General features: G+C 69.6%; 6 protein-coding genes. All 6 read left to right on the forward strand.

Translation table 11 applies throughout. From position 1 onward, the window contains the following. Nucleotides 1-77 precede the first annotated feature (77 nt). The 6 genes from METRZ18153_RS0106150 (at nt 78) to METRZ18153_RS0106175 (ending at nt 13,648) form a co-directional block, all read left to right on the forward strand. Nucleotides 78-1,295: an MdtA/MuxA family multidrug efflux RND transporter periplasmic adaptor subunit gene (locus tag METRZ18153_RS0106150; protein WP_232415979.1), complete on the forward strand. Its 1,218-nt coding sequence runs from the start codon at nt 78-80 to the stop codon at nt 1,293-1,295. A gap of 10 nt (nt 1,296-1,305) precedes the next feature. Then, nucleotides 1,306-4,383, forward strand: coding sequence for a multidrug efflux RND transporter permease subunit (locus METRZ18153_RS0106155; RefSeq protein ID WP_043364070.1), 3,078 nt, complete (start codon nt 1,306-1,308; stop codon nt 4,381-4,383). Beyond that, nucleotides 4,380-7,478 carry a multidrug efflux RND transporter permease subunit gene (locus tag METRZ18153_RS0106160; protein WP_020163898.1) on the forward strand — a complete coding sequence of 1,033 codons (3,099 nt, stop codon included), beginning with the start codon at nt 4,380-4,382 and terminating at the stop codon, nt 7,476-7,478. The genes METRZ18153_RS0106155 and METRZ18153_RS0106160 overlap by 4 nt, the downstream gene beginning before the upstream one ends. Continuing rightward, nucleotides 7,475-8,911, forward strand: coding sequence for an efflux transporter outer membrane subunit (locus METRZ18153_RS0106165; protein ID WP_020163899.1), 1,437 nt, complete (start codon nt 7,475-7,477; stop codon nt 8,909-8,911). The genes METRZ18153_RS0106160 and METRZ18153_RS0106165 overlap by 4 nt, the downstream gene beginning before the upstream one ends. Before the next feature lie 158 nt (nt 8,912-9,069). Continuing rightward, nucleotides 9,070-10,698 (forward strand): FecR family protein, encoded by a 1,629-nt coding sequence (locus METRZ18153_RS0106170; RefSeq protein WP_232415980.1) that lies wholly within the window; start codon nt 9,070-9,072, stop codon nt 10,696-10,698. Between the two features lie 58 nt (nt 10,699-10,756). Beyond that, on the forward strand, nt 10,757-13,648 hold the full coding sequence (locus METRZ18153_RS0106175; RefSeq protein ID WP_020163901.1) for an EAL domain-containing protein: 2,892 nt from the start codon (nt 10,757-10,759) through the stop codon (nt 13,646-13,648). Nucleotides 13,649-13,675 lie beyond the last annotated feature (27 nt).

The raw sequence follows: 13,675 nt of genomic DNA on the forward strand, positions 1-13,675 counted from the left end.
AACGCCCTTCCATCCAGATGACCACACACGGACACGATGCCGCTCCGGCCACGCGCAAACCGCGCTGGCCCTGGATCATGATGCTGCTTCTGCTGGCCGGCCTGACCGCCGGCTGGTTCTACGCCAACGAACGCACCAAGCCGGCCGACGGTGAGGGCGGACCACCCGGGATGAGGGCCGGCGGCCCGCCGGGCGGTCCTCCGGGTGGCGCACGCCGCTTCGGCGGCGATACGCGAGTCGGCAGTGCGGTCGCGCAGCGCACCGACCTGCCGGTGCATCTGGCGGCGCTGGGTACGGTGACGCCGATCGAGAGCGTGGTGGTGCGCAGCCGGGTCGAGGGCGAACTGCAGTCGCTGCATTTCACCGAAGGTCAGCGGGTGAAGAAGGGCGACCTGCTGGCGCAGATCGATCCGCGCGCGTTCCAGGTCGAACTGGCGCAGGGCGAAGCGGCGAAGGCGCGCAATGCGGCGCTGCTGGCCAACGCGAAGGAGGACCTGACGCGTTACGAAACGCTGCTGGCGCAGGATTCGATCGCCGCGCAGCAGGTGACCAACCAGCGCTCGCTGGTGCGCCAGTACGAAGCCGCAGTGCTGGCCGACGACGCCACCATCGCCAGCGCTCGGCTGTCGCTGCAGTACGCCCGCATCACGGCGCCGATCAGCGGCCGCGTCGGCCTGCGCCTGGCCACGCCCGGCAATATCGTGCGCAGCTCGGACGCCGACGGCCTGCTCACCATCACGCAGGATGCGCCGATCTCGGTCGTGTTCGCGCTGCCCGAGCCGCAACTGGTCGCGGTGCGCAGTGCCATTGCGCGCGGCGGCCTGCCGGTCGAGGCGCGTGACCGCGATAACCGCACCGTGCTGGCGACCGGCACGCTGCGCATCCTGGACAACCAGATCGACGTCGCCACCGGCACCGTGAAAGCCAAGGCCATGTTCGATAACCGCGACGGCGCGCTGTTTCCGAACCAGTTCGTCAACGTGAAGCTGCGCGTCGACACCATCGCCGACGCCATCGTCGTGCCGGTGTCGGCGATACAGCGCGGCGCCAGCGGACCTTTCGTATACGTGGTCGGCGACGACCTGACCGCTGTCATGCGGCCGGTGAAGACCGGTGTGCTCGAAGGCGAACTGCAGCAGGTGACCGAAGGCCTGCAGCCGGGCGAGCGCGTCGTGACCGACGGTGTGGACCGCCTGCGCGAAGGCGACAAGGTGAAGCTCGACGACACTCCATCCGCGCCGCGTGTCGGCAATGGCAGCGCGCCGGGTCGTCGTGGCCCGCCGCCGGCGCAGTGAAGCGGCAGCGATGAATCCGTCCCGCCTGTTCATCCTGCGGCCGGTGGCCACCTCGCTGCTGATGGTGGCGCTGCTGGTCGCCGGCTTTCTCGCCTACCGTCTGCTGCCGGTATCGGCGCTGCCCCAGGTCGACTATCCGACCATGCAGGTGGTCACCTTCTATCCGGGCGCCAGTCCGGAACTGACCACCTCGCTGATCACAGCGCCGCTTGAGCGCCAGTTCGGCCAGATGCCCGGCCTGGTGCAGATGAATTCGCTCAGTTCGGCCGGCGCTTCGGTGGTGACGCTGCGCTTCGGTCTCGACATATCGCTCGACACCGCGCAGCAGGAAGTGCAGGCGGCGATCAATGCCGCGAGCACGCTGCTGCCCAACGAACTGCCGGCGCCGCCGATCTACAGCAAGGTCAATCCGGCCGACGCGCCGGTCATGACGCTGGCGGTCAGTTCGAAGGCGGTGCCGCTGCACCTGCTCGAAGAGGCGGTGAGCAGCCGGCTGGCGCAGAAGATTTCGCAGCAGTCCGGCGTCGGTCTGGTCAGCATTTCCGGCGGCCAGCGCCGTGCCGTGCGGGTGCGCGTGAATCCGTCGGCGGTCGCCGCCTACGGTCTGAGCCTCGAACAGCTGCGCGCCGCGGTGGTCGCCACCAGTTCCAACCAGGCCAAGGGCAGTTTCGACGGCCCGACGCGCGCCACCACACTGGACGCCAACGACCAGCTGCGCTCGGCCGACGAGTACCGGCGCAGCGTGATCGCCTGGAAGAACGGTGCGCCGATCCGGCTGCAGGACGTTGCCGAAGTCGTGGACGGCCCGGAGAACCGGCTGCTCGCTGCCTGGGCCAACGAGACGCCGTCGCTCATCCTGAACATCCAGCGCCAGCCTGGCGCCAACGTGATCGACGTGGTCAGCCGGATCAATGCACTGCTGCCCGAACTGCAGGCCTCGTTGCCGGACGCGGTCGACGTGCAGGTGCTGACCGACCGCACCGAGTCGATCCGCACCTCGGTGCGCGACGTGCAGATCGAACTGGTGATGGCGGTGCTGCTGGTCGTCGCCGTCATCTTCGTGTTCCTGCGCAACGCGCGCGCCACCGTCATTCCGGCGATCGCGGTGCCGCTGTCGCTGATCGGCAGCTTCGCCATCATGTATCTGGCCGGCTTCTCGGTGAACAACCTGACGTTGATGGCGATGGTGATCGCCGCCGGTTTCGTCGTCGATGACGCCATCGTGATGACCGAGAACATCGCCCGTCACCTGGAGATGGGCAAGGGCGCGATGCAGGCCGCGCTCGACGGCGCGAAGGAGATCGGCTTCACCATCATTTCGCTGACCGTGTCTCTGGTGGCGGTGCTGATTCCGCTGCTGTTCATGCAGGACGTGGTCGGCCGGCTGTTCCGCGAATTCGCGCTGACGCTCACCATCGCCATCCTGCTGTCGGCGGTGGTGTCGCTGACGCTGACGCCGATGATGGCCGGGCGGCTGCTGAAGGCCGAGGGCGAGCACGCGCACGAGGGCTGGTACGCCCGCCTGCTGGCCGGCTACGCGCGCACGCTGCGCTGGGTGCTGGATCACCAGCCGCTCACGCTGGTCGCGGCAGTCGCCACCTTCGTGCTGACCGCGCTGCTCTATCTGGCGGTGCCCAAGGGCTTCTTCCCGGTGCAGGACACCGGGCTGATACAGGGCATGTCGGAAGCGGAACCGACCATTTCCTTCTCGGCGATGAGCGCGCGCCAGCAGGCGCTGGCCGAGGTCATCCTGCGTGACCCGGACGTCGACAGCGTCAGTTCATTCATCGGCGTCGATGGCCAGAATCCGACACTGAACACCGGCCGCATGCAGATCAGGCTGAAGCCGCTGGCCGAACGCAGCGACCGCGCGCCGGAGATCGCACGCCGGCTCGAAGCGGCGGCGCGCGAGGTGCCGGGCGTCGCGCTCTATCTGCAGCCGGTGCAGGACCTGACCATCGAGGACCGCGTCAGCCGCGCCCAGTACCCCTTCGTCGTGCAGGCCACCAACCACGAAGATCTGCTGGAATGGGTGCCCCGGCTCGCAGCCGCGCTGCAGCAGTCGGACCGGCTCACCCAGGTCACGACCGATCTGGCCACCGGCGGCCTGCAGGCCTATGTGGACATCGACCGGGCGGCGGCGGCCCGCGTCGGCGTCACCGTCGCCGACATCGACGCGGCGCTGTACAACGCCTTCGGCCAGCGGCTGATCTCGACCATCTTCACCCAGTCCAGCCAGTACCGCGTCGTGCTCGACGTGCAGTCGCAGTTCCAGATCGGCCCGGAGGCGATCGCGCAACTGCACGTGATGTCGGCCGATGGCCTGCAGGTGCCGCTGGGCACGCTGGTGCGCGTCGAAGAACGTCCGGCACGGCTGGCCATGGGCCGCCAGGGCCAGTTTCCGTCGGCCACGCTGTCCTTCAACCTGCCGGACGGCGTATCGCTCGGCGAAGCGGTGGACGCGGTCGAGTCGGTGCGCGCGCAGCTGGGCATGCCGGCGACGATGACGCTGAAGTGGGAAGGCGCGGCCGAGGCCTTCCGCGCCTCGCTGAGCGACACGCTGTGGCTCATCCTGGCCGCGGTGGTGACCATGTACATCGTGCTCGGCGTGCTGTACGAAAGCTACGTGCATCCGCTGACCATACTGAGCACGCTGCCGTCGGCCGCCATCGGCGCGCTGCTGGCGCTGCTGCTGGCCGGTCACGCGCTCGACATGATTGCGGTGATCGGCATCATCCTGCTGATCGGCATCGTCAAGAAGAACGCCATCATGATGATCGACTTCGCGCTCGAAGCCGAACGCAACGAGGGCATGGCGCCGCGCGATGCGATCTTCCAGGCCTGCCAGCTCAGGCTGCGACCCATCCTGATGACCACTGCCGCGGCGCTGCTCGGCGCGCTGCCGCTGGTGTTCGGCGGCGGCATGGGCTCGGAGCTGCGTTTCCCGCTCGGCCTCACGATGGTGGGCGGCCTGCTGGTGAGTCAGGTGCTGACGCTGTACACGACGCCGGTGATCTATCTGGCTTTCGGGCGGCTGTTCAAGCTGCGCCACGCGGCCATCGACGCGACGGAGGGCGGTCGCGCATGAGTGCCTGGGCGATGCCCATCCGCCGTCCGGTCGGCACCGCGCTGCTGACCGCGGCGATCGCGCTGGCCGGTGCGCTGGCGTTCCGGCTGCTGCCGGTGTCGGCGCTGCCGCAGGTCGATTTCCCGACCATATCGGTCAGCGCCGCGCTGCCCGGCGCCAGCCCCGAGGTGATGGCGGCGACCGTGGCGACGCCGCTGGAGCGCACGCTGGGCCGCATCGCCGGCGTCACCGAAATGACGTCGAGCAGTTCGCAGGGCAATACGCGGGTGACGCTGCAGTTCGACCTCGACCGTGACGTCGAGGGCGCGGCGCGCGACGTGCAGGCGGCGATCAACGCCGCGCGCGCCAGCCTGCCAACCAGCCTGCCGTCCAACCCGAGCTACCGCAAGGTGAATCCGGCCGACGCGCCCATCATGATCCTGGCGATCACGTCGGAAACGGTGCCCATTCCGCGGCTGTACGACGTGGCCTCGACCGTGCTGGCGCAGAAGCTGGCGCAGATTCCGGGCGTCGGTGAAGTGACCGTCGGCGGCGGTGCGCTGCCGGCCATCCGCGTGCAGGTCAATCCGGAAGCGCTGCACCAGAGCGGCCTGACGCTGGCCGACGTGCGCAACCGCATCACCGAGTCGAACGTGAACCGGCCCAAGGGCTTCGTCGAGGACGGCGAGCGCTACTGGCAGATCGAGGCGAACGACCAGGCGCGCCGCGCCGGGGACTACGTGCCGCTCATCCTGCGCCACACCTCGGGTGCCGTGCTGCGCCTGGGCGACGTGGCGCGGGTCGAGGATTCGGTGCAGGACGTGCGCAACCTCGGCCTGACCAACGGCAAGCCGACGGTGCTGCTGGTGCTGACCAAGCGACCGGGCAGCAACGTGATCGAGACCGTCGAGCGGGTGCGCGAACTGCTGCCGGAGCTGGGCGCCAGCCTGCCGGCGGCGGCGCGCATGGAAGTGGCGATGGACAGTTCGGTCACCATACGCAGCGCGCTGCACGAGGTGGAGATCGCGCTGGTCATATCGATCGCGCTGGTCATCCTGGTGGTGTTCCTGTTCCTGCGCAACGCACGGGCGACGCTGATTCCGGCGGTCGTGGTGCCGGTGTCACTGGCCGGCAGCTTTGCCGTCATGTACCTGCTCGGCTTCAGCCTGAACAATCTGTCGCTGATGGCGCTCACCATCGCCACCGGCTTCGTCGTCGACGACGCGGTGGTGGTGATCGAGAACATCGCCCGCCACATCGAGCGCGGACTCAAGCCCTTCGAGGCAGCGGTGGCCGGCGTGCGCGAGGTCGGCTTCACGGTGGTGGCGATCAGCCTGTCGCTGGTCGCGGTATTCATCCCCATCCTGCTGATGGGTGGCGTGGTCGGCCGCCTGTTCCGCGAATTCGCGCTGACCATGTCGGTGGCGGTGCTGGTGTCCATGGTGGTATCGCTGACCGCGGCGCCTATGCTCGCAGCGCGCCTGCTGCGACACAGCCCGGTCGAGCAGGAGGCGCGCTGGCAGCGTGCCCTCGGCCGCGTGTTCGACGACCTGCAGATCGCCTACGCGCACAGCCTGGACTGGGCGTTGCGCCACACGCGCATCGTCATGCTCATCTTTCTCGGCGCCATCGCGCTGAATTTCTGGCTGTTTTCCATCGTGCCCAAGGGCTTCTTCCCGAATCAGGACACCGGCCGCCTGTTCGGCAGCCTGCGCGCCGATCAGAGCACCTCCTACCAGGCGATGACGAAGAAGATGGAGCAGGCGGTGGAGGCGATCCGCAGCGACCCGGCGGTCGACAACGTGAGCGCCTTCACCGGCGGCGGTCGCGGCGGTGGCGCCAACAACGCGAGCTTCTTCGTCAATCTGAAGCCGCTGAAGGAACGCGGCGTGTCGGCCGAGCAGGTGATCGGCCGGCTGCGCGGCAAGCTGGCGCGCATCGAAGGCGTGCAGCTCTTCCTGGTGGCGGCGCAGGACCTGCGCGTCGGCGGCCTGCGCTCGTCCTCGCAGTACCAGTTCACGCTGACTGCCGACAGCCTGCGCGCGTTGCGCGAATGGGTGCCCAAGGTGCGCGACGCGATGCGCGACCTGCCGCAGCTGGTCGATGTCGGCACCGATCAGGAAGACCGCGCTTCGCAGACGCGGCTGGTCTATGACCGCGACACGCTGGCCCGTCTCGGCCTGACGCCCGGCACCGTCAATCAGGAGCTTTACGACGGCTTCGGCCAGCGTCAGGTGAGCACGCTGTACGAGCCACTGAACCAGTACAAGGTGGTGCTCGAAGTGGCGCCCGAGCGCGCGCAGGACCTGTCGGCGCTGGATTCGGTGCGCATCGCCACCGCCGACGGCGGGCTGGCGCCGCTGGACAGTTTCGCGCGGGTGGAGCAGGGCGTCATGCCGCTGTCGATCGCCCACCTCGACGGTCGCGTGTCGACCACCGTGTCCTTCGGCACCGCCGAGGGCGTCACGCTGGCCCAGGCGATGGACGCGGTGCGCGCGGCGATGGCCGACATCGGCGTGCCAGCCAGCATCAACGCCGGCTTCCAGGGCTCGGCGCGCGCCTTCCAGCAGTCGCTGGACAACCAGCCGCTGCTGATACTGGGCGCCATCATCGCGGTCTATCTGGTGCTCGGCATCCTGTACGAGAGCCTGATCCACCCGCTGACCATCCTGTCCACGCTGCCGTCGGCCGGCATCGGCGCCATCCTCGCGCTGATGGCCTTCAACATCGAGTTCGGTCTGATCGCGGTGATCGGCGTGCTGCTGCTGATCGGCATCGTCAAGAAGAACGCCATCATGATGATCGACTTCGCGCTCGACGCCGAACGCACGCGCGGCCTGGAGCCGCGGGCGGCGATCCGCGAAGCCTGCCTGCTGCGCCTGCGTCCCATCCTGATGACCACGCTGGCCGCCATGGTCGGCGCGCTGCCGCTGGCCATCGGCTTCGGTGAAGGTTCGGAACTGCGCCAGCCGCTGGGCATCGCGGTGGTGGGCGGTCTGGTGGTGAGCCAGCTGCTGACGCTGTACACGACGCCGGTCACCTATCTTTACCTCGAACGCTTCAGCCGCTTCTGCGGCCGCCTCATCGCGCGCACGCCGCGCCCGGTCTCGCCATGAACAAGATACTGCCGCTCCTTTTCGCCGCGCTGTTCGCCGGCTGCACCACGATAGGCCCGGACCACCAGCGGCCGGCCTTCGACCTGCCGCAGGACTACCGTGCCGCCGACGGCTGGAAGCCGGCCGAGCCGGCCGATCACCTGCCGCGCGGCGACTGGTGGCGGGCTTACGGCGACCCTGTGCTCGACGATCTGATCGCCCGCGCCGACAGCGCCAACCAGGATCTGCGCGTGGCGCTCGGCAATTACCGTCAGGCACGCGCCGCGGCGCAGCAGGCGCGCGCTGGTTTCCTGCCTGAGGTCGGGCTCAGCGCCTCCGCGCAGCGCAGCCGCAGCGCGGCGATCCAGGGGCGCTCGGCCAATCAGTCGAACACCACTCAGCTTGGCCTCGACGCCAGCTGGGAAGCCGACCTGTGGGGCCGCATCGGCCGCGAGGTCGAAGCGGCCGGTGCCGAACTGCAGGGCAGCGCCGCCGATCTCGCGTCGGTACGTCTGTCGCTGCAGGCCGAACTGGTGCAGAACTACTTCCAGCTGCGTGCCGCCGACAGCCAGCGCGCGCTTTATGCGCGCACGGTCGCCGCCTACGAGAAGGCGCTGGAGGTGGCGCGCAATCGGGTCGCCGCCGGCGTCGCCACGCGCGGCGACGAGGCGAGCGCACTGGCCCAGCTTCGCGCAGCGCAGGCGCAGGCGGTCGATCTCGACCTGACGCGAACCCAGCTTGCCAACGCGATCGCCGTGCTGGTCGGCGAGCCGGCTTCCAGCTTCTCGCTGGCCGAGGCTGACTGGCAGGGCGCGCCGCCGGCAACCCCGGTCGGCCTGCCGTCGACACTGCTCGAACGCCGCCCCGATATCGCCGCCGCCGAGCGCCGCGTCGCCGCGGCCAATGCGCGCATCGGCGTCGCCCAGGCGGCGTGGTTTCCGTCGCTGACGCTGAACGCCTCGACCGGCTACGCCGGCAACAACTTCGCGCAGTGGTTCAACGCGTCGAACCTGGTGTGGTCCTTCGGCCTGTCGCTGGCGCAGGCGGTATACGACGGCGGCCGGCGCGACGCGCAGATCGAATCCGCCCGCGGCGCGCACGACGTGACCGTGGCCCAGTACCGGCAGACCGTGCTCGGTGCGCTGCAGGAGGTCGAGGACAACCTGAGCGCCTTGCGTCTGCTCGCCGACGAGGCCGCACTGCGTGAACAGGCCCTCGCCGCTGCGCGCGAAGCCGAGACGCTGGCGCTGAACCGCTACCGCGCCGGCACCGCGAGCTACACCGAAGTGGTCACCGCGCAGACCGCTGCGCTCGACAACGAACGCAGCCTGATGCAGCTGCGCGGCCGCCAGTTCTCGGCCAGTGCGCTGCTGAACAAGGCGGTGGGTGGCGGGTGGGACCCTTCTGCCGTCGCCGGCACCGCCGGCGGCCCGTCGGCCGAAAACACTCGCTGAGCTCGGTCACCGGCTGCCTTTCGCGACAGCCGAAACAGGTGCATGCTGGTGCGCATGTTCCGGCGGCCACCGGAACAGGTTCACGCGGCGCTGCAGTTGAAAGTGAAATGCATAGCGTGTGAGCATAGAATCCTGAAATTGCCTTTCGGGAGAATGCGTTGCTGCCTCACCCTCTCGCCTTTTCCGTGCGCCGTGCGCTCCTTTCGGGTGTCGTATTGCTTTGCGGCACGCCGGCGCTGGCCGCGGATTTCGCCTACGAGGTGCGTCCTGGCGACAATCCCTGGAATCTGACCCAGCGCTACCTGAAGGACATTTCCTACTGGCCGCGTATCCAGCAGTACAACCGGATCAGCGAACCGCGCCGGATGGTGCCGGGCAGCCGGCTGCTGATTCCCGAACAGTGGCTGCGCCTGCAGACGCGCGAGGTGCGCATCGATGCGGTGCGCGGCGATGTGACCATTGCGGTTGCCGACGGCTCCTCCCGTCCTGCTCAGGCCGGCGACAGGCTGGAGCCGGGTTCGCGGCTGGTGACCGGCGAGGCGGGCAGCGCCGCGCTGGCCTTTGCCGACGGCAGCCGCGTCCAGCTGCGCCCGCGCAGCGAACTGGGCGTGCAGCAGTCGGCCGATTTCGCCGCTGGAGCGGGGTCCTGGGTCAGGCTTGAACTGCTGCGCGGCTCGGTCGACAGTCTGGTGGCGCCGCGCAGCGGGCCGGCTGGTCGCTTCGAAATCCAGACGCCGGCCGCGGTGGCGGCGGTGCGCGGCACGCAGTTCCGCGTCCATGCCGACGAACGCAGCGCGCGCAGTGAAGTGCTCGAAGGCCGCGTTGCCTTCGGCAATGAGGCGGGCAGTCAGGCGCTCGACGCAGGGCAGGGGGCGTCGGCGCAGGCGGGTGGCGGGGTGACGCCGCCGCGCGCCCTGTTGCCGGCGCCGGTGGCGCAGCCGTTGTTCGCCGACCGCCTGCCGGTCAATCTGCCGTTCCCGCCGCTCGACGGCGCCCGCGCCTACCGTGTGCAGGTGACGGCCGACGGCCGTTTCGACACCGTCGTGTCCGACCGCACCGGCGATCGCCCGGCCGTCGTCGCGGCCGATCTCCCGGACGGTGACTACCATGTGCGCGTGCGCGGCATCGACGCCGACGGCTTCGAAGGACGCGACGGCGAATGGGCGCTCAAAGTGGATGCGCGGCCCGAGCCGCCGGTACTGGTCGAACCGGCGCCCGCGGCGCGCGTAAGCGACGAACGGCCGCAGCTGCGATGGAGCCGCGCCCGCCCCGATGAAAGCTGGCGTCTGCAGATCGCCGACAATCCGAAGTTCGACGCGCCGCGCATTGATCGCAGCGATCTGAGCGAACCGGCCTTTCGCCCGGACGACGCGCTGCCGCCAGGCGTCTATCACTGGCGCATCGCCAGCCGCAATCCGGACGAGGGCGTCGGTCCGTTCAGCGACGCGCAGACCTTCCGCCGGCCGCCGCCGGGCCCGGCGATGGAGCCGCCGCAGGCCGGACCCGAGGGGCTGGCCCTGCGCTGGCGCGATGCCGGCGAGGGCATGCGCTACCAGATCCAGATCGCCCGCAGCGAGGATTTCGCCGCGCCCGCCGTCGATGCGCAGACCGATAGCCCGTCCTGGCTCTTGCGTGACGCGCAGCCCGGCACCTGGTACCTGCGCGTGCGCAGCCTCGCGGCCGACGGATTCGAGGGCGACTGGGCGCCGACCCAGGCGATCACGGTGCCGGAGCCCGAGCCGGCCTTCCGTGTCTGGTGGCTGCTGCCTTTGCTGCTGCTGATCTGAGCGCGCCGACCATGACCGGGCCCTTCGTCGTTTTGACACCTTTGACGGACGCCCGGGCATGAGCACCGGACAACGTCTTCTCAACGCGCTGGGCGACCGCTACCGGCTGCCCTGGCTGTTTGCGCTGCTGGTGATCGCGGCGCTGTACGTGAAGACGCCGCTGTCGGTAGCCCGGTTCGACCTGCTGCTGCACGACCTGTTTAGCGTCGAATTGCTGGCCGGGCCGCCGAACGGCGGCAGCGTCGACACCCAGGCGCCGCTGGTGATCGCCATCGACGACGCCAGTCTGGCGGCGCGCGGTCCCTGGCCCTGGCCGCGCGAACGCCATGCCGAACTGGTGGACCGGCTGTCGAGCGCCGGTGTGTCGGGCATCGGCTACGCGATCATGTTTGCCGAGCCGTCTGCCGACGATCAGGGCGATGCGGCGCTGATCGACGCGGTGAGGCGTGCCGGCAACGTCGTGCTGCCGGTGGCGCCAGTGGCGTCGGCCGGTGGCGGCGTCGGCACGCTGCAGCCCTGGCCGGCGCTGGCCGATGCGGCAGCACGGCTGGCGCACGTCGATGTCGAGGTCGATGCCGATGCGCTGTCGCGCCGGCTCTTTCTGGAAGCGGGTGCCGGCAGTCCGCAGTGGCCGGCGCTGGCCTGGGCGCTGATCGACGTGTCGCGCAAGTCGCGGCCGCTGTCCGGCATAGGCGGTCGGCGCGGAGCGGCGGAACCGGCGGCGGGGTCGTGGGTGCGCGATCACGAGGTCATCGTGCTGCCCGGCGGCGCCTGGCCGGTCGCTCATCTGTCGGCCACCGACGTGCTGGCCGGCGCGATATCGCCCAATCTGCTGCGCGGACGCAGCGTGCTGGTCGGCGTCACCTACACCGGCTCGGGCAACTCGCTGGCCACGCCGGCCTCGGCCTTGGCGGCGCCGATGCCGGCTGTCGATTTTCATGCGCGCGCCTACTCGGCGCTGCGCAGCGACCGCTACTCGACGCAGCTGGCACCGGTGTGGAGCCTGCCGGCGGCGCTGGGCGTACTCGCCTTGCTGTGGCTGCGTCGCCCGCATGCGCGGCTGCGCGACATGGTGCTGGTGGCCGGTGCGCTGACCGTGCCACTGCTCATCAGCGTCGTGCTGCTTGCGCTTGCACGGCTGTGGCTGGCGCCGGCCGCGGTGATGATCGGCCTGTCGGTTGGTGCGCTGATGTGGGTGTCGATCCGCACCATCGATCTGGCGCAGCGCCTGAAGCAGGCCAACGCGCGGGCGCACGCGACGCTGTATGCGATTTCCGATGCCGTGCTGCAGTTCGACGGCGCGTTGCGGCTGCGCTACCTGAATCGCAAGGCGGAAGAGCTGTGCGCCTGTCGGCTCGCCGAGGTGCGCGATCGGGGCATGGAGGGGCTGCCCGCCATCGAGGGCGCGTTGCGCGACCTGCTGCAGGATCTACTGTGCCGCTGCCGTGACGAGGCACGAGCGCAGATGATGCCCGGGCACGTGCTGATGCCTGCCGGCCGCTTTGGCCCGGCCCGCGCCTTGCGCCCGAGTGCCAGTCCGCTGTTCGGCGTGACGGGGCGGGTTGATGGCGTGGTGCTGGTGCTCAACGATGTCAGCGATACGGTGGCGGCGGCCGACAAGCTGGCGCATCAGGCCACGCACGACGCGCTGACCGGCCTGCCGAACCGCGTGCTGCTGCGCGACCGCCTGCGACAGGCGCTGGCGCAGCGCGACGCCGGCATGGTTGCCGTGCTGTTCGTAGACCTCGACCGCTTCAAGCGCATCAATGACAGCCTCGGCCACCAGCAGGGCGACAAGGTGCTCACCACGCTGGCCAGCCGGCTGCGCACCGTGTGCCGGGTCGGCGACACGGTGGCGCGCTGGGGCGGCGACGAATTCATGATCATCCTGCAGGGGCTGGCCGACCGCGACGCAGTAGCGCGGGTCGCGGCCAAGGTGATGCAGGCGGTCGGTCAGATCATCACGCTGGACGACGTCGATTTCCGCTTCTCGTGCAGCATAGGCATCGCCATCGCGCACGAGGACAGCGACGACGCCGACGTGCTGTTCGCGATGGCCGATACCGCGATGTATCGCAGCAAGTCGCAGTCGGGCGCGGCCATCCACTTCTACGCGCACGACATGAGCGCCGGCACGCGCGACTGGATCGAGCTGGAATCAGACCTGCGCCACGGCCTCGACGAGGGGCGCTTCGAAGTGCACTACCAGCCGCAGTACGAACTGGCGAGCGGCAAGCTGGCTGCCTTCGAGGCGCTGCTGCGTTTCCGTCGCCGCGACGGCCAGCTGCTGTCGCCCGGCGACTTCATCGCGGTGGCCGAAGAGTCGGGTCTGATCGAGGGCATAGGCGAATGGGTGCTGCTGCAGGTGACGCAGCAGATCGCCGACTGGTCGAAGCAGGGGCTGGCGGTGGTGCCGGTGGCGGTCAATGTGTCGGCACGCCAGTGCCTCGGGCGCTCGCTGGTGCGGCGGGTCGAGAACGCGTTGCGCCAGTCGCGCATCGCGCCGTCGCTGCTGCGGCTGGAACTGACCGAAAGCACCGCGATGGGTGACGTCGACCACGTCGCCACGCTGCTGGCCGACATCCGCGCGCTGGGCGTGCACCTGTCGGTGGACGACTTCGGCACCGGCTATTCGTCTCTGTCTTATCTGAAGCGCTTCCCGATCGACGAACTGAAGGTGGACCGCTCCTTCGTGCGCGATCTGGTGGGGGATGCCGACGACGCGGCCATCGTGCGCGCGACGATCGCGCTGGCGCACGGGCTGGGCATGCGTGTGGTGGCCGAAGGCGTCGAGAACGTCGAACAGCTCAACATGCTGGCCGCCCAGCAGTGCGATCTGGTGCAGGGCTACCTGTTCTCGCAGCCGGTGCCCGCCGAGCTGGTGGTCAGCGAGGGGCTGCTCGGCGCGCCCGAGGGGCAGGGACGCACGCTGCGGCTGATCCGCTCATGAGGCGCTGATCAGCCGCAGCGGCGGGCA

The organism is Methyloversatilis discipulorum, assembly GCF_000385375.1.
Classification (GTDB): domain Bacteria; phylum Pseudomonadota; class Gammaproteobacteria; order Burkholderiales; family Rhodocyclaceae; genus Methyloversatilis; species Methyloversatilis discipulorum_A.